Genomic DNA, 19667 nt, shown 5'->3' with positions numbered 1-19667 from the left:
GAGAGGCTGAGGTATTTTTGTCCCAGCCTCTTTTTTTTACAATATCAAGACGCTTTTAATGTGCTATAACGTATATAAAAGATTGAGAGGGGAGGCAAAGGGATGAGATTTGCACAAAAAGAGGATGGCACATTTGTCTTTGCAGAAGAGCTTATAGATGAAAATGGTCATAAACTACCAATAAACCAAAAATACGTTTGTAGCCAATGCAAACGACCGGTATATTTTAAAAATGGAAAAGATACTAGACCCCATTTTGCTCATTATGCCCGATCAGTAAAAGATCATGATAAAGTGAATGAATCTGACATACATTTGAAGCAAAAAACTGTGATATATAATCATTTGATTGATTTAGATATTGAATGTGAGTTGGAAGTATTGATTGAAAATCAGCTTAGAAGAGCCGATATATACATACCTTACCAAACAAATATTAGTCATAATCTAACGATTGAAGTTCAATATACGAAGATTTCTTCAGAAGATGTATATAGACGAGAAGTTGATTACCAAAGGGTAAATTGTCGCGTGTTGTGGTTATTAGGTTATCAGTCAAGCTATCAAAAAATATTCGACAAGAATAACATATTTCCTGTTAGCAAAACTTTGAATGCAATACGTCCCTTTTTGAGATACTCCTATGAATATGGTTTATACTTACCATTTTGGCATGAAAGATTGAGTAAAGTTATCTTATTGACACTCAATCTATATGGTCAGGCCCAAAGACAAATCTGCTTATCAATAGAAAGATATATTAGCTATTTTAATGAACACTATATTTATGAACAGGGGGATTTTATTACCCATTTATTGTTTGAAGGAGAACAACCAATAAAACTATCCCCACCTAAAGATTTAAACCACTTTATGAAGCAAGTATTGGTCAGACCAACATCTAATCAAAAGAAAGTGTTAGAAATTATTTACCAAAGACATATCTATATACAAGACGCACCGGTTGCGTTATTTACTTATCAGGCAAGAAGTATTTTTTCAAAAGTTGCTGATTGGGCTATAATACTTGTTTATCTCAGTATGTATCATCAAGATGATGATGCTAAAGAGAAGATGCATTTCGGACAATTTGTTAAATTATTACAAGATCAACAATTGATTATTGAGCATCCTTTTTTTACTAAAGAAATCATTGTTTCGTGGTTGATGTGGCTGATTGCGCATTACGAAAGTAGTTAGCATATTAATGTTGAAAAGAACCTCCATATGTTAAAATGAAAATACTATTAAAAATATGGAGGCAAATCATGGCAAAAATTTTTGAAGCAAAACCTAGAAATGAAGTAGATAGTGCTTTTCAATGGGATTTAACGACGATCTTTCCAGATGACGAAGCTTTTGAAACTGCCTTAGCAGCGTTCCCTAGTAAAGCGGAAGCATTTCAGACTTATCAAGGAACTTTAGGCCAAGGAGTCGATCAAGTAATTACTGTATTGGAGGCTCTCTTAGCTGTTAGTCGTGAATTAGAAACATTATACGTTTATGCGCACTTAAAACATGACCAAGACACAAATAATAACAAATATCTAACGTATAATAGCCAAGCAGGTGCTTTACTTGCACAAGTAAGTGAAAAGATTTCTTGGTTCGAGCCGGAAGTTTTATCAGTATCGGAAGATGTACAAAAGGCATTAGAAAACCATGCTGAGTATGGTCATTTCTTCCGGGAATTATTTGCTAAAAAAGCACATGTATTATCACCAGAAGCAGAATCATTGTTAGCCGGTGCAAGTGAGATATTTGGAAATGCATCTTCAACTTTCTCACTGTTAAACAATGCGGATTTAAAGTTTGGTAAAGTGAAAGATGAAGATGGTAATGAAGTGACGCTTTCACATGGGTCCTATGGTGTTTTATTAGAGAGCACTGATCGTTTAGTGCGTGAAAAAGCTTTTAAACAACTCTACGCTAGCTATGAAAGTGTTAAGAATACCAATGCTTCATTAATGTCCGGTAATATAAAAGGACATAATTATACAGCAAAGATTCGTCATTACGATTCAGCTCGTCAAAAAGCTTTAGATAATAATAATATTCCAGAAAGTGTTTATGACACATTAGTAGACACAGTTAGAAAGAATACACATTTACTACACGAATACGTTGCATTGAGAAAAGATATGCTAGGGATTGAAGACTTGCAAATGTGGGATATGTATACACCTTTGACTGGTGATGCACCAATTAAATTTACATATGAAGAAGCAAAAGAAATCACATTTAAAGCTTTAGCGCCTTTAGGTGACCAGTATTTAAAAGATTTAGAGAAAGCTTTTGATGAAAAATGGATTGATGTATACGAAAACGAAGGTAAACGTTCAGGTGCATACTCATCAGGTGCCTATGATACGAATCCATATATCCTACTAAATTGGCAAGATTCTTTAAATGACTTGTATACTTTAGTACATGAATTAGGCCACTCAATGCATTCTTACTACACGAGAAGTAACCAGCCATATATATATGGCGATTATTCAATTTTTGTAGCCGAAATAGCTTCTACAACAAATGAGAATTTATTAACTTCATATCTATTAGATACACTTGAAGATAAGGATGCACAGATTTATATTCTAAACCACTATCTTGATGGCGTAAAAGGAACCATCTTCCGTCAAACACAGTTTGCGGAATTTGAGCAGTTCATGCATGAATCTGATGCTAAGGGTCAACCACTAACAGCGGATTTCTTAAGTGAAAATTATTTTGAACTAAACAAAGTATACTATGGACCTTCAATTGGTGAAGATAAAACAATTGCTTTAGAGTGGTCTCGTATACCTCATTTCTATATGAATTACTATGTTTATCAATATGCAACAGGTTTTTCTGCTGCGAATACACTAGCTAAACGGTTGGTAGAGGGTGAAGATGGCGCGGTAGATAAGTACTTAACCTACTTGAAATCTGGTTCATCTGACTATCCGATTAATGTGATGCAAAAGGCAGGAATTGATATGACGAATGCGACTTACATTGAGGAAACTTTTGCGCAGTTTGAGCAGCGTCTAGCTGAACTTAAATTCCTATTAAATAAATAATAACTATTCAAAGAAAAGACAAAAAAGAAGCCGTAATTTCTCGGCTTCTTTTTTGTCTTTATTTTTTGATACAAGTCAATTGCGGTTTATTAGCAAATGTTTGATTGATATCTTCTTCTGAATGTATCATCATCTGATCAGTTATATATTCTAAATTATCAAGCGTGATGTTCTCTTCTAATTTGAAACCATACTGGTAATTGATGTTATCGAAAATAACAACCGTTGCATTTGCTGAAATTTGCATTTGATGGGCTAATTTTGCATCAACAATGATACTTTCTTGTGTAAGGTCTGAGTTAATATCTTGTAACCACATTTCAATATCTAGACGAGTAGTCCCTGCTATTTCTAACATTTTTTCTTTGGAATAAGGATTGCCTTGACGACCAAAATAGTCTTGAATTTTCATTAAATATTCACGGCCTACTTTTTTACCTTGAAGCAGAGCAGCTTTGTAGCCCTTACAGACTTCTTGGTGGGCAAGATATAAGCTGTTACGGTCGTTTAAAGACAAGGGTTTATCTAGTGTTTTAATATAGTTGTTAAAAGTTTGCATATCTGACGTTGTAATAAAGCGGAAGTACACTTTTTTATCTGTATGCCGTACAAAATTCAACACTTCTTCTTCACAATTTAAACAGGTGTCTCCTAACGGGTTAACAAATAAGAAAACTTCAAACACATGATTGTGTTTACAGGCACCTGGCGTGAGTTTTTTACTGTTATTCCTTTCAGTAATTTTTTGTGCCATACTTTACTCCTTTACTCATATTTTTGAAAATTTTGTTTATTTACTTCGTATTCGTAACTTCTCACCAATTCTAACAGGGTCCCACTAAAACTGCAATCTATTTGTATCTATCAACTTAAATTGTATTTTTATCAGTAACGAATCACAGTATAGTTGAATTTAGCTTTAGAGATCAGCATGAATCTGATGCATACGAACAATTTTCTGTTTGATTGGTCTTTGTGGAATTTGAAATTGTTTCAGTAAATTTTGATAAAAAGAGCGTCCCACTTTTGGGTCATTTGTTTCTACTTCAAGTTCGTAGTCTTCAAAATTAGTAAAGAAACAATGATCTAAAACCAGATCTTGTCCTTTGACAACTTGTTGGTGTCTGATCGTTTTAAATTGACCAATAACCATTAAATCTTCCAACAAGATGTCCATTGAGGCTAAGAATGTTTCAATTTCTCCTCCATGAGATAGTTTACCGTTTTCTTTGATGGAATCTCCATCACTTTTAGTTAACTTTTCTGTAGTTTCTAATTTTTGATGATCTTTAACAGGTTGTTTCATCGTTAAATGTACATAGCTATTAGTAATTCTGACACGTAGGCCGATATGTCGTTTAGCTAATTCACCATTGGCAGTATCAAAATAGAAATTTTCCTGTACTAGGGGGATAGTTTCCTCAAAGCCAAAATGTTTAAATAGTTTCTCGTACTCTATTTGGTTTAATAAATTTTTGTATTCTATTTCTAAATTTCTTGCCATTGGATCGCCTCTTTTCCTTATTCAACTTTAGTATATCAAGGTTTACATATTTTTTACAATAAAAGAGGTTAGCGGTATGATGCATTTTTGACTAAAAAAAGACAAAGGATGATTGATATCTTTGCGTTACTTGTTATAAATCATACCTTTTTGTGATAGAATATACAGGATGTGTGTGAAAGTAAATTAAATAAAGTGGGTGACCAAATGGTGGAAGATTGGCATAGTTTTCTTGCGCCGTATCGACAGGCTGTCGAGGAATTAAAAGTAAAGTTTAAAGGGATTCGTACTGAGTTTGAAGAAGCAAATCTCCATTCTCCAATCGAATTCGTTACTGGGCGGGTAAAGAGACCTGACAGTATTTTAAGGAAAGCTGAATTTAGAGAAATATCTGACTTAAACGCGCATAATATTGAAACTGTGATAGAAGATATCGGTGGTATCCGAATTATGTGCCAATTTGTAGAGGATATTTATCACGTGGTTGAAATTCTTCATCAACGTAAAGATTTTGACATTATTGTTGAACGTGATTATATTAGTCATAAGAAAGCAAGTGGTTACCGGTCATATCATATCGTTATTGCTTATCCAATTGAAAGAATTACAGGTACGGATTCTATCTTAGTGGAAATTCAAGTGAGAACGTTAGCTATGAATTTTTGGGCGACCATTGAACATTCGTTGAACTATAAATATGCTGGAGATTATCCCTTAGCACTACATCAACGACTTGAAAGAGCGGCTGAGGCGGCTTTTCGTTTGGATGAAGAAATGTCTGAAATTCGTGAGGAAATTAAGGAAGCGCAGAAGTATTTTCATACCAAAAGTTCAAAAAGTATGCAACACACGAAACTTTCAAATTCAGTAGATAATCGAAAAGAAGATAATCATAAGCCATCTCTATAGGATATTTTGATAGATTATAGTAGATAGGAAGTGTGTAGACGTGTTACAGAAAATCAATTGTGGAGGGTACATAGATGAGAGTGGCAGTTCGATATAGTGACACTGAAAGTTCTAAAAAAATTCGCGATATGATTTTTGCGTCTTGTATCAATTCAGGGTTTGAATTGGATGATGTAAATCCTGAATTAGCCATTTCAGTTGGCGGAGATGGGACACTGTTAAAAACGTTCCATACTTATGCAGATCAGTTGGATACTGTTCGCTTTGTGGGGATACACACTGGTCATCTTGGATTTTATACAGATTGGCTAGAAAGTGAATTACCAGAATTTTTAGCAGCTTTGAGTAATGACTCTGGAGAAAGTGTCTCGTATCCTTTGCTTGAAGTAGAAATTCAGTATAGTGATGGACAAGTGATACGTCATATTACCCTAAATGAGTCTGCCATTAGAAGATATGAAGGCACGATGACCTGTGAAATTTTTATTAAAGAAGAGAAGTTTGAATTTTTCAAAGGGGATGGCTTATGCATTTCGACGCCAACAGGGTCAACTGGTTTAAATAAATCTTTAGGGGGAGCGGTTGTCCATCCGCGTTTAGATACCATTCAAATGACTGAAATTGCTTCTATTAATAATCGCGTTTATCGGTCTTTGGCAAGTCCATTACTGATTGCTAAAGATGAATGGATTGTTTTGAAGCCATCTAAAGAGCATGAAATGACAGGGGTATTTCTTTCGCTAGATCACCTAAATATACCATTGAATAATGTCGAAAAAATTACGTATCGGGTAGCTAAGGAACGGGTGCACTTTGCCCGTTACCGTCATATGCATTTCTGGGATAGGGTAGAAAATTCATTTATTGGTATTAACGACTATCCAAAGCGAAAATTACCTAAAGAAGAATATTAAGAAAAAATCAAATAAATACATCAAAATAATTAAGCTTAAGCTTAATTTTAATTCAGGGTAAAATAGTTAGTATAGGGAATAAGGAGAGGTCGACAATTTTTTATGATGGTATTTGAATGGCAGGCTGAAGAAGCTTTGTTAACGCGTACCTTCTTGAAACATCACGGAATATCTAGACGATTATTGTCTCGTATTAAATTTCAGGGAGGTCAAATTTTAGTAAATGGGCAAGAAAAAAATGTCCGTCACCAATTGACCGTCGGCGATAAAGTGACGGTCATTTTACCGAATGAAGGAAAACAAGAAATGATTGAGGCCATTCATTTACCAATCGATATTTTGTTTGAAGATGACCACTATATTGCAGTCAATAAACCAGCAGGATTTACGTCGATCCCCTCTCAATATAATCCACAGGGATCTATGGCCAACATTTTAAAAGCGTATTATCAACGACAAAATTATGATAACCAAGTGATTCATGTAGTGACGCGATTAGACCGTGATACTAGTGGTGTTATGTTATTTGCTAAGCATGCTTTTGCACATGGTTTAATTGACCAACAAATGCAACAAAAAGGGCTTGAAAAGACGTATCTTGCCATTACAGATAGCAAGGTCAGTGATGTTGAGCACGGTTTTATTGATGATCCTATTGCGAGGAGTCCACGTTCAATTATTGAAAGACGTGTCCATGAATCAGGACAATCTGCTTTAACAGAGTACTGGTTGTCTAAAGAAGTGGGTTATTTAAAAGTGTATAGAGTACAGTTGCATACTGGGCGCACCCATCAAATACGGGTGCATTTTGCGTTTAATGGTGCACCTTTAATTGGCGATGACTTGTATGGGGGGCAAATGGGACTTGGTATTCAAAGGCAAGCTTTACATTGTCAATCTTTAAAGTTTAAACACCAATTTACAGGTGAAGTGGTTGAAATTGAGGCACCGTTGCCAGAAGATATTTCTGCTTGCTTTGACCTATAGGTTATAATAAAATGGGTTGCATGCGTTGAAAAAGCTAGAAACTATACATATCACAAATGACATAGGGGTGAGAATATGAGTCGCGATGAAGATAAACAAGTTTCAGATTATCGAGAAACAGCAAATGAAGAAGTAGAAATCTTTGAGTTGAATCAACCAACAGATGAAGAAATCTACGAAAGTATCACAGAGGCGTTACAACATAATGATCAAGAAAGTTTTAGAGAAGAATTTTTTAAAAATCATACTTATGACCAAGCAAAGCTTTATCTCTCATTGGAGCCAGCTGAGAGGATTAAGTTACATGAATACTTAGCACCGCAAGATTTGGCTGAAGTTTACGATATTATTGATGAAGACGATCATGACCGTATTTTGACTTTTCTCTATGATATGGATGATAAATATGCAGCAGATGTTCTTTCCTACATGTATACTGACAATGCAGTAGATATTTTAAACGAACTAAATGGGGAAAAAGTACGAACCTATATGCATATGATGCCCAAAGCAGCTGCAGATGATATTAAAGTGTTGATGCATTACGCAGATGAGACGGTAGGGTCAATTATGACCACTGAATTCGTTTCGATTACAACTAATCAAACTGTTAAGTCAGCGATGACGATGTTGCGGGCTAAAGCAGCGAATGCGGAAACTATCTATTATCTTTATGTTGTGGATGATGATAACCGTTTAGTCGGTGTACTTTCTCTTCGCGATTTGATCGTGAATGATGGTAATGTGATGGTTAACGAGTTAATGTCCGATCGTGTTGTATCGGTGGATGTTAATGAAAATCAAATTAATGTTGCTCGTACAATCCAAGATTATGATTTCCTAGCTGTTCCTGTTGTGGAAGAAACAGGGGAATTGATTGGTATTGTAACCGTTGATGATGTTATTGACGTTCTAAATGATGAAGCGATGCAAGACTACTCTGGTTTAGCAGGGGTAGACGTAGATGAGCAATATTCTTCCCCTTGGAATTCTGCGAAGTCACGTTTACCTTGGTTGATTACCTTGCTATTCCTAGGAATGGGGACATCTACCTTAATTAGTCAATATGAAGATATGATATCAGAAGTAGCAACCTTATCGTTATTTATTACCCTAATTACTGGTACATCAGGGAATGCCGGTACACAGTCATTAGCGGTTGCAGTTCGTAAATTAGCTACGCCAGAAGATGAAGGTTCTACTATGGGATCAATGATTTTACGCGAAATTCTGACAGGGCTAATTGCGGGTGGCGTAACTGGCTTGGTGATTATGTTGGTTGTAGGTATTTGGCAGAGTAACTTTGTTTTAGGTGGTGTAATTGGTGTATCGATGCTTTGTGCTATCACAGTTGCAAACCTTGCCGGGTCATTGATTCCAATTTTAATGGACAAGTTAGGTTTTGACCCCGCTGTTGCGTCAGGACCATTTATTACAACATTATCTGACTTAACGTCAGTATTAATTTACTTTACAATCGCTTCACAATTCTTAAATTTTCTACACTAATGTTCACTTAAATGATTATTATTTATAAGTATTGGTATAACCAATAACGGTTGACAGTTTGAATAGATTGTTTTAATATTTGATTATATAAGTATAAGAACTTGATGATAAAAATAAAAACAACTCACGTTGAAAAGATAAGTAAATTGGAAAATTTGGCACAGAGAGCCTGTATATGGTGGGAGCAGGTACAAGTACTTCAATTGAAAATGGTCTGGGAGTGACAAGTGTAGAATGATGTAATCTTTAGCACTTGCGATTGATAGTCGATAATCTATCTTCGTATGACTGTACGAATGAGGCGAACCTTGAGTTCGTGAATTAAGGTGGTACCACGTGCTAAACGTCCTTATAATACTGTATGTATTATAAGGACTTTTTTTATGAGATGAAGAATAATAAGGAAAATATCAGGGTAGTAATGATACTATTTATCGCGATAAATGGAGGGAATTTCAATGCCAATTAAAGTAGTTCAAGATTTACCAGCATTACAAAAATTAACCCAAGAAAACATTTTTGTTATGGATGAACGTCGTGCCACTATGCAGGACTTCCGTACTTTAGAAGTGGTTATTGTCAACTTAATGCCAACAAAGGAAGCAACAGAAGAGCAATTGTTGCGTTTATTAAGTAATTCACCGTTACAAGTGAATGTGACCTTTATTCATATGCAATCTCATCAAGCTGCGCATATTTCTGAAAATCATTTAAAAGAGTTTTATCGCACTTTTGATCAAATTAAAGATAGCTACTTTGATGGGATGATTATTACAGGCGCACCAGTTGAACATTTAGAATTTGAAAAGGTGAATTATTGGGATGAGTTGGTTTCAATTATGGAATGGTCAAATAATCATGTATTCTCAACCTTACATATTTGTTGGGGAGCGCAAGCAGCCCTCTATCACCATTATGGTATTACAAAAAAACCTTTAAATAAGAAGTTATTTGGTATCTACGAGCAAGAGTTAAGAGATAAAAAAGTTTCGTTAGTTCGTGGAATGGATGAGATTTTCTATATGCCACATTCTCGTCACACAACGGTGCCCACAAAAGCATTTGAAGAAACAGCAGATTTAGAAATTTTAGCTGGATCTGAAGAAACCGGTGTCTCCATTGCGCAATCTACTGACTCACGCTTCGTCTTCATTTTTGGACATGCGGAATACGATGCTGAAACACTAGGTAAAGAATATAAACGAGATGTTGAGGCTGGTAAACCAATTGATCTACCAGTAAATTACTATCCCGGTAATAACCCAGAGAAGACACCAAAATTAAAATGGCGAACAGCAGCTAACACAATATATGCCAATTGGTTGAATTACTATGTTTATCAGGTGACCCCATTTGTGATTGAACAAATTAGTGATTCTTGGCAAGAAAAGAAAGATGCTTAAGAAATGAGAAAAGGAGAATAGTATGCAAATTAAAAGAGGCGATCAAATCATTCATTTAGCAGGACAACCATTACAAAAGGGGGATCAACTTCCCCTAGTAGACTTATTAAACCGTGATCAAGAAATTGTTCAATTGGGAGACTTTATTCAAGGGTTAACGGTCATCTCTATCGTTCCTGATATTAATACCAAGACTTGTGATATACAAACAAATCGTTTTGCAGCACTTGCCAAAGAAAGAAAATATCCAATACTAACCATTAGTAATAATGATCCTGCTGATATTACCAACTGGTGCCAAGCCAATAATGTCGATATGACGTACCTATCTGATCAGGAAGGTCACTTTGCAAAAGCCTCAGGACTTGAAATGGTGGAGTATGGTAAACTTGCTAGAACAGTCTTGTTAGTAGATGATACAAATCAAATTCAATATATAGAAATTGTGACAGATATGCGTGATGAACCAAATTATGACGCTATTCTTTCCGCAGCTGACCAATTAGTATAAAAATTATAATGATAAAAAAGAGCATTCACTAACTGGCTAATCTCCAATAGTATCTGGGATAACTGGCTAGTGAAAGCTCTTTTTTGTTAATTATTCATAACTATTGAAGAAACGGGTGATTTCGATAGCCGCATTTTCTTCAGTATCCGAACCGTGGATAGCATTCTCTGTCACATTCTTGGCGAAATCAGCGCGGATAGTACCAGATTCAGCTTCATTTGGATCGGTCGCACCAATCAATTGGCGCATGCCAGTAATGACATTTTCACCAGTTACTACCATGGCAAACACTGGGCCAGAAAGCATATAAGCTTCAAGTTTAGGATAAAAATCTTCATCTAATAAATGGGCGTAATGATGTGCTATCATTTGTTTATCTAAATCCATGATTTGGGCGCGTTCAATTTGATAGCCTTTATCTTCAATGCGCGAAATGATGGTCCCCATCAAGCCACGTTTTAATATGTCAGGCTTCAACATAATAAAAGTTTTTTGTTTAGGCATAGTGAATAGCCTCCTTTAATTCTATATTATATGATAGTTACGTAAATTTGCTAGTGAAAATGAGCGGATGATTTAACTTTTCCTAATTTGTCATGGTATATTTAGGGCAGTAAATAGTGTTTAAGAAGGAGCGATTCAATGAGTGAATATATTGTACCAAGTGTTTGGACTTGGGAAAATGAAGCAACAGAAAGCAAAAATTTAGGTGGTAACCGCCCAACTGCCGGTAGCCGCTTTGAACAAACATTGCCAGTCGGTGAAACTGATTTACAAATATATTCATTAGCTACACCAAATGGTATTAAAATTCCTATTTTGCTAGAAGAATTGAAAGATTTAGGTGTTTCAAATACAGCATATGATTTATTCTTAATTAATATTCGTAAGGGTGATCAATTTGGTTCTGATTTTGTAAAAATCAATCCAAACTCTAAAATTCCAGCATTAGTAGACCAAAGTCAACAACCAGCTTTAAATATCTTTGAATCTGGTTCAATTTTATTATATTTAGCTGAAAAATTTGGGCATTTGATTCCTAAAGATATTCATGGTCGAACAGAAACATTGAACTGGCTATTTTGGCAAATAGGGGCTGGGCCATTTGTTGGTGGTGGTTTTGGTCATTTCTTTAATTATGCACCTGAAAAATTAAAATACCCAATTGATCGTTATACAATGGAAACAAAACGCCAATTAGATTTATTAGACCAAATATTAGCCGATCGTGATTATATTATTGGTGATGAGTATACGATTGCAGATATTGCAATTTGGTCGTGGTATGGTCGCTTAGTTTTAGGTGAACTGTATGATGGTTCTAAAGAATTTTTAGATGCTGAATCTTATAAAAATGTGGTTGAATGGGCGAATCGTATTAATGATCGTCCGGCTGTTAAACGTGCTTTAGCAGTAGAGTATAAATCTCTAGATGAAGCTTAAATAGAATAATCATAGAATAAAAGCTGCGCCTATTCGTTGTTGATAGGGCAGCTTTTTTGATTGGGAAGTGCTATTCTAGCACTCATTTATTGATACTGTTGATACTTTTTTCCATATCGACATGCATTATACCTGCATCCATGTATTTAGGTGTATCCATTATTTCAAAGCCGATTGCTTCATAGAAACCAATCACATGTTCTTGTGCACCTAAAATAATTTGTGAAAAATTCTCTTCAAGTGCTTTAGCTTCCACAACAGCCATTAATTCACGGCCTAAACCTTGACCACGGTAATGCTTGTCGATCGCCACACGTTGTAATTTAGCAACATTGGGTGTTAATGCGAGTAAACGTGCTGTATAAACAGGTTCGTTATCACTATTATAGCCAACCATATGCAAGCAATCAGCTTCATACTTATCGATTTCTTCGTCAATATCGATACCTTGTTCGTCTACGAAGACTCCTTTTCTAACTTTTAAAGCGTCCCTATAGGACTCTGAATGAATATCATTGGTCCAAACGGTCTTCATACCATTGCTCCTTCAATACAAAATGAACTTAGTGCTGAAAATGATAGCATCATTATAACACAAGCATGCATAATAATTATGTAATTTGCAATTTTAAATTACTTGACGCATATGGTATTATAGAAAGGCATATTTAATGATCTGTCATACAACTATCAAGGTCTAGCCCAACAAAACGAGGATTAAATAAGATAGCTTGAACCAAATAATATGACTAACATATAGTCAATGAGAAGATATATAGATAGTTGATAAAATAAAGAAAAAAGGATGAATAGGATGAATTTAAAACAAGCAGTAGCAAAACGTCGCACCTTTGCCATCATTTCCCACCCGGATGCTGGTAAAACGACAATTACAGAACAATTATTATTATATTCGGGTGCTATCCGACAAGCTGGTACTGTTAAAGGGAAGAAATCAGGCAAATTTGCTAAATCAGACTGGATGAAAATCGAACAACAACGTGGAATCTCAGTTACTTCATCAGTGATGCAAGTAGACTACGATGGCTACCAAATTAACTTGGTTGATACGCCGGGACATGAGGATTTTTCAGAGGATACATATCGTACTTTGATGGCTGTAGATGCGGCTGTGATGGTGATTGATTCGGGTAAAGGGATTGAACCACAAACGAAAAAATTATTCCAAGTTTGTCGTATGCGTGGAATTCCAATTTTTACCTTTATGAATAAATTAGACCGTGATGGTCGTGAACCAATGGACCTTGTTGCTGAATTAGAAGAAGTTTTAGCTATTGATGCCTATGCAATGAACTGGCCAATGGGTATGGGGAAACAATTCTTAGGTTTATACGACTTCTACAACAATCGCGTTGAATTAACCCACCCTGAAGAGAATGGAGACAATGATTTTCTTCCTTTAAATGAGGCGGGCGAAGTTGAAGGTGACTATAAGTTCAAAGAATCTTCAATTTATACTGAAGCATTGGAAAATGCAGAACTAATGCGTGAAGCTGGTAATGACTTTGACAAAGAAGCAATTGCTGCTGGTGAATTAACGCCAGTATTCTTCGGATCGGCTTTAACTGGTTTTGGTGTGCAAACTTTCCTAGATGCTTTTGTTGATTTTGCGCCAGCACCTTCAGCAGTGGATACTGTTGATGAAGGTGAAGAAGTTGAGCCAACCGATACTGAATTAACTGGCTTTATCTTTAAAATCCAAGCTAACATGGATCCGCGTCACCGTGACCGTATCGCCTTTGTACGTATTGTATCAGGTACGTTTGAAGAAGGTATGGATGTTAAAGTAACCCGTACAGACAAGAAAATTAAATTAAATAATACCACGCGATTTATGGCTGATTCTAGAGAAAACGTTGAAAAGGCTGTAGCCGGAGACATTATCGGTTTATATGATACTGGTAACTTCCAAATTGGTGATACTATTTATACAGGTAAAAAAGCCGTTGCTTTCCCTCCATTACCGCAATTTACACCAGAATTATTCATGAAAGTTTCACCTAAAAATGTGATGAAACAAAAATCATTCCATAAAGGTATGCAACAATTAGTACAAGAGGGTGCAATTCAACTTTATAGAACATGGCATTCTGAAGAATACATTATTGGTGCTGTTGGTCAACTACAATTTGAAGTTTTCCAATACCGTTTATTAAATGAATATAATTCTGAAGTAGATATGTCACCAATGGGTAATAAGATTGCGCGTTGGATTTCTGAGGAAGAATTAGATCCTAAGATGTCATCAAGTCGTAACTTACTATGTAAAGACATCCATGGAAACCCAGTATTCTTATTCGAGAATACTTTTGCCGTAAATTGGTTCCAAGGAAAGTATCCGGATGTACATTTGGAAACTTTACTGTAGGCGATAGTTTCCTATAACAATAAATGAGCCATATAAAACCACTAAACGATTACAATTTATGTTGTGATCATGTAGTGGTTTTTTGTGTAGTTTAGCTAATGACCTATCCTTATGAATAGGACTATTATTGTGTAGGTATGCAAGACTGAGTACTATCTTAGACGCACAATTGTTTCAAACCAAGATTCGATTTGCTGTTTGTCAGGTGCATCCTTTAAGTAAACGAAATTAAAGGGATGTTGAATATTAAAGTTCACTAATGGAATTTCAACAAGATAACCAGTTACTAATTCTTCTTTCACAGCTTCACGGTACATAAAGGTGATACCCATATTTTGATGGCATAAAGCTTTAATGACATTCATATTTGTGATTTGAGTTCTGCCAGTAAAGTCGTCAATATGAAGATTCTGGTTATATAAAGCTTGTTCTAAAATATCACGTGTACCACTTCCTGGCTCCCGTAAAATAAGTTGCTGATCAAGTAAATCTTCTAAAAGAATGGCTTTTTTTGCTAGGATATTTTCAGGCGAACAGATAGCGATAAACTCTTCATTTGAAATCAACTTATGTTCAAATTCCTGCTGGTTGAAATGGCCTTCTAATAGAGCGAAGTCAATCTTTCCCTCCCAAAGCATCTCTTGTAGAATATGGGTGTTTTCGACAAACATTGAAATATTTGTAGCAGGTTTTTCTTCAAATATCTTATGTAAAATGGGCGGCATAGTATATTCACCAATGGTTAGGGTTGCACCAAAGTGTAGAGGATAAACCTTATCTTTTACGCGGTGGAGCAATGGAAATATACGTTCAGCATTTGCTTTTAATAACTTGATATATTGTTGAAGAGCTTTACCTTCTTCAGTAAGCGAGAAGTTTTTACCTTTTTCAGATATTAAGATGATTTGATAGTAGTTTTCTAAATATTGTATATGCTGCGAAACAGCAGGTTGAGTCATGTTTAATATTTCAGCTGTTTTAGTAAAATTCCCTTGCTCACAAAGGGTTAAAAAAGTTTGTAAACGATTATCTAGCATACCCACCATCCTTATAATAATTATTTATGTAAATATAAAATATGATAATTATATTTTATGGAAACCTTATGATATATTCAAGATATGAATAATGATTTGGAGGAGAATTATGATAGAAAAAGGGAAAAATCTTATGCCAGGCTTATTACTGAGTGCCTTAGTTGCAGTGATAGCCATAGCGCTGAGTAGCTTATTACCAGGTGATATCATTGGTGCGACTGTGATGGCTCTGCTAGTTGGGATGGCATTAAATCCTTTCTTCATGAAACATCAACAGCTATATTCAGGGGTTATTTTTTCATCAAAGAAAATCCTACGATTAGGAATTATTTTGATGGGCGTGAATCTGAACTTTGCTGAAGTGTGGGATGTTGGAAAATATGCACTGTTTTTAATGATATTTACAATGTCGACAGCCTTTGGTGTTGGTAACTTGATTGGTAAGTTTTTTGGGGTAAATTGGAAGCTAACAAATTTATTAGCAGTGAGTACTGCGATTTGTGGAGGATCAGCTGTGGCAGCGGTTGGGCCTGTTATAAAAGCAAAACATGAAGATATTACTTATGCAATTTCTGCGACCTTTATCTTTGATATTATTACTGTAATTATTTTTCCATGGATAGGGATTGCGCTGGGGATGTCTGATACAGGATATGGTCATTGGATTGGTACTGCGGTGAATGACACGTCTTCGGTGGTAGCTGCTGGTTATGCTTTCTCACAACTTGGTGGGAACGTAGCGGTTATTGTAAAACTCACACGTACGTTATTCATCATCCCATATGTGCTTGTTTTCTCTGTTATTAATGAACGACTAGAAAATAAGGCGCAGGGCACAAACCACCACACACCTGTTGATTTACAAAAAATATTTCCCTATTTCATCATTTTATTTTTAGTCGTTGTGGTTCTACGAAGTACTGGTATTATACCGGATACTATTGCACCATCTATTTCAAGTGCATCAAAATTCAGCATGATCATGGCCTTATCTGCAATTGGATTAACGACTAGCTTTAAAGATATTCAAAAAATTGGTCCTAAACCGATGATCCTAGGCTTTGTAGTCGATTCACTAGTAGTCGTTGTTGCCATTGTAGTTTTATTCCTAACAAACCACTTCTAACAACAAAAGCATAAATTTTATTTATAAAAAAGGAATTGTAGCGACGAAGCCACAATTCCTTTTCTTTATGTTTATTCAGTTGTACTATCGTCTAATTCTAAGTTTGCTGAGTTTTCATTTTCACTTGCACTTACGATAATTTCATCGTCAGTATTTGTTGTGAAATGAATTTCGTGAAGGTCACTGTTTTTTAGATAGGTATCAGCAATTTGATCCTCTATTTGACTTTGGATAACACGTCTTAATGGACGAGCACCAAGTTTTGGATCGTAACCCAATTCGACTAGACGTTCTTTCACTTTGTCATCAACGGTTACATGAATATCTTGGTTAGCAAGTAACGCATTCATGTTGTCCAATAGGAGGTCAACAATGATAATCAATTCGGATTTAGTTAATGGTTGGAATTCAATAATCGCATCAAAACGGTTTAAGAATTCAGGTTTGAAGAAATCGCCAATTTTATTCATGACACTTTGTTGTTTGCCTTGTTTGCTTGCACCAAAACCAACACTCGCTTCAACACCGTCTGAACCTGCATTTGAGGTCATGATAATCAGGGTATCTTTGAAGGATACTGTTCGACCTTGAGCATCGGTTAAGCGACCATCCTCCATGATTTGAAGGAAAATATTCAATACATCCGGATGGGCTTTTTCGATTTCATCTAAAAGGATGATTGAATAAGGTTGACGACGAATTTGTTCTGTTAATTGTCCTGCTTCGTCATAACCTACGTATCCAGGAGGTGAACCAATCAATTTAGACACAGCATGTTTTTCCATATATTCAGACATATCAAAACGCACTAAAGCTTCGTGTCGACCAAATAATTGAATTGCTAGTTGACGGGCTAATTCAGTTTTCCCTACACCGGTAGGTCCAACGAACATAAATGAACCGATTGGGCGGTCTTGTCGTCCTAGACCAACACGATTTCGCCGAATAGCTTTAGCAATTTGTTCTACTGCATCATCTTGACCGATTACGTGTTGTTTTAAGTTTTCATCTAGATGAATCAATTGATTTTGCTCGGATTCTTGTAGGTCTGAAACTGGAATACCGGTTTTGGTTTCAATAATAGCTTGTATGTCGCTAGCATTAATAGTAGGTGTTTTTTCAGCAATGTTTTGATTGCTATCATACATATCTTGGTATTTATTTAGCTGGTCACGATAGTACGCAGCTTTTTCATAATCTTCAGCTTCTGTAGCCATCTCTTTTAGTTTGGTTAATTCATCAATTTGAGTTTTCAATGATTCTCTATCTAAGAAGGGGATAGTTAAATTCTTCTTAGAACCAGACTCGTCTAATAAGTCGATCGCTTTATCTGGTAATTGACGATCGGTAATATACCGGTCTGATAAGCGTACTGTTGCTTCAATAGCTTCATCGCTATATTTTACATTATGGAAACCTTCATATTTTTCTTGAATCCCTTTAATAATTTCTAATGTTTCTTCAATTGAAGGTTCAGCTACCATAACTTGCTGTAAACGACGAGCAAGGGCACCATCTTTTTCAATTTTTCTAAATTCATTTAATGTGGTTGCACCAACCAATTGTAGTTCACCACGAGCTAAAGCTGGTTTTAAGATATTACCCGCATCTAAAGAGCCGCCTTCTGTTGAGCCAGCACCCACAATTTCATGGATTTCATCAATAAAGAGAATGATATTTTTATTTTCTTTTACTTCGTTCATTAATTGTTGCATTTTTTCTTCGAATTGGCCACGGATTCCAGTACCTTGAACTAAAGATGCAACATCTAGTTGAATGACCTCTTTATTACGTAACTTTTCAGGTACGGCATGTTCAACGATTTTCTGAGCTAAACCTTCTACTACTGCAGTTTTACCTACACCCGGTTCCCCAATTAAAACAGGATTGTTTTTTGTACGACGATTTAAGATTTCAATTACACGGATAATTTCATCATCACGACCAATAATAGGGTCGATAAGGCCAGCTTTTGCCTGGTCCGTTAAATTAGTACCGTAATTACCTAAAATTGAATTGTCATTATTTCCACCATTACCAGCTTGAGTTTGAGCATTAGGTTGACTATTAGCGCCAAAACCTTGTTGCTGAATCTTACGTAATAAGTCATCAAAGTTGTAGCCACCGAAAGATTGATTATTATTATTATTTATATTTTTAGCTTGATTTCCATGGGCTAACTGTGCGTAGCACGTTTGGCAGAGGTTTACTGCTTCACGTCGACCATTCACATTTGCGTATACGTGAATGACAGCGTCACGTTCGCCACAGTTTTGACATAACATATAAACACTTCCTTTATTTAAAGCTCTCTAAGTAGCATTGAGATTTTTCGCAGTATAATTTCATTACTGCTTATACCATCATTATACTCTGACCAATTTTGACTTTCAACTAAAAGGCTTAAATAAAATGATTCCCCTACAATTCGAGTGAAAAACCTTGTGGAAACGCTATTTTTTTGGTAAATTATTAATGAAAGAGTTTTCTAATTATGGTATAGTCTATTTTGTGACATTTTACTTTGCGAATAGATAAGCTATAATAACTCTTGCCTATCTATAAAGGTATAAATAAAACATTTTAAAGGAGATTTTTGATTATGCAAAAACAAGAATTTAACATTACAGCTGAAACTGGTATCCACGCACGTCCGGCAACTTTATTGGTGCAATCAGCAAGCAAATTCAACTCAGATATTAACCTAGAATATAAAGGTAAATCTGTAAACTTGAAATCTATCATGGGCGTAATGTCTTTAGGTGTAGGTCAAGGCTCTGATGTTGTGATCACTGCTGAAGGTGACGATGAAGAAGAAGCAATCCAAACAATTGCTGATACTATGAAAAACGAAGGGTTATCAGAATAAT

Annotated in this window: 18 protein-coding genes and 1 other annotated feature; of the genes, 12 read left to right on the top strand and 6 right to left on the bottom strand. The window is 35.6% G+C overall.

What is annotated here, in order from left to right; all coding sequences use genetic code 11:
* Window positions 1-102: 102 nt before the first annotated feature.
* Window positions 103-1200, top strand: a complete 1098-nt coding sequence (locus HMPREF3116_RS04545; RefSeq protein ID WP_070467995.1) for a competence protein CoiA — start codon at window positions 103-105, stop codon at window positions 1198-1200.
* 68 nt (window positions 1201-1268) lie between these two features.
* Entirely contained in the window at window positions 1269-3065 is a 1797-nt protein-coding gene (gene pepF / locus HMPREF3116_RS04540) for an oligoendopeptidase F (protein ID WP_070467994.1), read from the top strand.
* A 58-nt stretch (window positions 3066-3123) separates the two neighbouring features.
* On the opposite strand, the gene HMPREF3116_RS04535 is transcribed toward pepF, so the two are convergent.
* Both HMPREF3116_RS04535 and HMPREF3116_RS04530 read right to left on the bottom strand, forming a co-directional pair.
* A complete protein-coding gene (locus HMPREF3116_RS04535; protein ID WP_070467993.1) occupies window positions 3124-3819 on the bottom strand; it encodes a DsbA family protein in 696 nt (231 codons plus the stop codon).
* Window positions 3820-3984: 165 nt separating this feature from the next.
* The gene (locus HMPREF3116_RS04530; protein WP_070467992.1) at window positions 3985-4569 is read right to left on the bottom strand and encodes a CYTH domain-containing protein; all 585 of its coding nucleotides are present in this window, start codon (window positions 4567-4569) and stop codon (window positions 3985-3987) included.
* A 207-nt stretch (window positions 4570-4776) separates the two neighbouring features.
* Here HMPREF3116_RS04530 and HMPREF3116_RS04525 point away from each other — a divergent pair, with 207 nt between their 5' ends.
* The 6 genes from HMPREF3116_RS04525 to HMPREF3116_RS04500 all read left to right on the top strand — a co-directional run bounded on the left by HMPREF3116_RS04525 (window position 4777) and on the right by HMPREF3116_RS04500 (window position 10802).
* On the top strand, window positions 4777-5478 hold the full coding sequence (locus tag HMPREF3116_RS04525) for a GTP diphosphokinase (protein WP_070467991.1): 702 nt from the start codon (window positions 4777-4779) through the stop codon (window positions 5476-5478).
* Between the two features lie 74 nt (window positions 5479-5552).
* Window positions 5553-6392, top strand: a complete 840-nt coding sequence (locus tag HMPREF3116_RS04520) for an NAD kinase (protein WP_070467990.1) — start codon at window positions 5553-5555, stop codon at window positions 6390-6392.
* Between the two features lie 105 nt (window positions 6393-6497).
* A complete protein-coding gene (locus HMPREF3116_RS04515; protein WP_070468017.1) occupies window positions 6498-7379 on the top strand; it encodes an RluA family pseudouridine synthase in 882 nt (293 codons plus the stop codon).
* Between the two features lie 75 nt (window positions 7380-7454).
* Window positions 7455-8888: a magnesium transporter gene (mgtE, locus tag HMPREF3116_RS04510; RefSeq protein WP_102199521.1), complete on the top strand. Its 1434-nt coding sequence runs from the start codon at window positions 7455-7457 to the stop codon at window positions 8886-8888.
* A 120-nt stretch (window positions 8889-9008) separates the two neighbouring features.
* Window positions 9009-9242 (top strand) — a binding site (T-box leader).
* Window positions 9243-9346: 104 nt separating this feature from the next.
* Window positions 9347-10291 carry a homoserine O-succinyltransferase gene (gene metA / locus HMPREF3116_RS04505; protein ID WP_070467989.1) on the top strand — a complete coding sequence of 315 codons (945 nt, stop codon included), beginning with the start codon at window positions 9347-9349 and terminating at the stop codon, window positions 10289-10291.
* Between the two features lie 22 nt (window positions 10292-10313).
* The gene (locus HMPREF3116_RS04500; RefSeq protein WP_070467988.1) at window positions 10314-10802 is read left to right on the top strand and encodes a redoxin family protein; all 489 of its coding nucleotides are present in this window, start codon (window positions 10314-10316) and stop codon (window positions 10800-10802) included.
* A 90-nt stretch (window positions 10803-10892) separates the two neighbouring features.
* Here HMPREF3116_RS04500 and ndk read toward each other — a convergent pair whose 3' ends face one another.
* Window positions 10893-11306, bottom strand: coding sequence for a nucleoside-diphosphate kinase (gene ndk / locus HMPREF3116_RS04495; RefSeq protein WP_070467987.1), 414 nt, complete (start codon window positions 11304-11306; stop codon window positions 10893-10895).
* A gap of 138 nt (window positions 11307-11444) precedes the next feature.
* On the opposite strand from ndk, the gene yghU reads away from it, so the two are divergent.
* Entirely contained in the window at window positions 11445-12245 is an 801-nt protein-coding gene (yghU, locus tag HMPREF3116_RS04490) for a glutathione-dependent disulfide-bond oxidoreductase (protein ID WP_070467986.1), read from the top strand.
* Window positions 12246-12327: 82 nt separating this feature from the next.
* Here the strand turns inward: yghU and HMPREF3116_RS04485 are convergent, their stop codons facing one another.
* Entirely contained in the window at window positions 12328-12780 is a 453-nt protein-coding gene (locus HMPREF3116_RS04485; RefSeq protein WP_070467985.1) for a GNAT family N-acetyltransferase, read from the bottom strand.
* 279 nt (window positions 12781-13059) lie between these two features.
* Between HMPREF3116_RS04485 and HMPREF3116_RS04480 the strand changes: the two genes are divergently transcribed.
* Window positions 13060-14634: a peptide chain release factor 3 gene (locus tag HMPREF3116_RS04480; protein ID WP_168125788.1), complete on the top strand. Its 1575-nt coding sequence runs from the start codon at window positions 13060-13062 to the stop codon at window positions 14632-14634.
* A 152-nt stretch (window positions 14635-14786) separates the two neighbouring features.
* Here HMPREF3116_RS04480 and HMPREF3116_RS04475 read toward each other — a convergent pair whose 3' ends face one another.
* Complete coding sequence (locus HMPREF3116_RS04475; protein ID WP_070467983.1) at window positions 14787-15671, bottom strand: LysR family transcriptional regulator; 885 nt, start codon at window positions 15669-15671, stop codon at window positions 14787-14789.
* A 109-nt stretch (window positions 15672-15780) separates the two neighbouring features.
* On the opposite strand from HMPREF3116_RS04475, the gene HMPREF3116_RS04470 reads away from it, so the two are divergent.
* Window positions 15781-16797: a YeiH family protein gene (locus HMPREF3116_RS04470; protein WP_070467982.1), complete on the top strand. Its 1017-nt coding sequence runs from the start codon at window positions 15781-15783 to the stop codon at window positions 16795-16797.
* Between the two features lie 71 nt (window positions 16798-16868).
* Here HMPREF3116_RS04470 and HMPREF3116_RS04465 read toward each other — a convergent pair whose 3' ends face one another.
* Window positions 16869-19082 carry an ATP-dependent Clp protease ATP-binding subunit gene (locus HMPREF3116_RS04465; RefSeq protein WP_070467981.1) on the bottom strand — a complete coding sequence of 738 codons (2214 nt, stop codon included), beginning with the start codon at window positions 19080-19082 and terminating at the stop codon, window positions 16869-16871.
* A 317-nt stretch (window positions 19083-19399) separates the two neighbouring features.
* On the opposite strand from HMPREF3116_RS04465, the gene HMPREF3116_RS04460 reads away from it, so the two are divergent.
* Entirely contained in the window at window positions 19400-19666 is a 267-nt protein-coding gene (locus HMPREF3116_RS04460) for a phosphocarrier protein HPr (protein WP_070467980.1), read from the top strand.
* The last annotated feature ends 1 nt before the right edge of the window (window position 19667 follow it).

The sequence above is a fragment of the Aerococcus sp. HMSC10H05 genome, assembly GCF_001806975.1.
Lineage (GTDB): Bacteria > Bacillota > Bacilli > Lactobacillales > Aerococcaceae > Aerococcus > Aerococcus viridans_B.
This window is presented reverse-complemented; position numbering and strand designations above follow the sequence as displayed.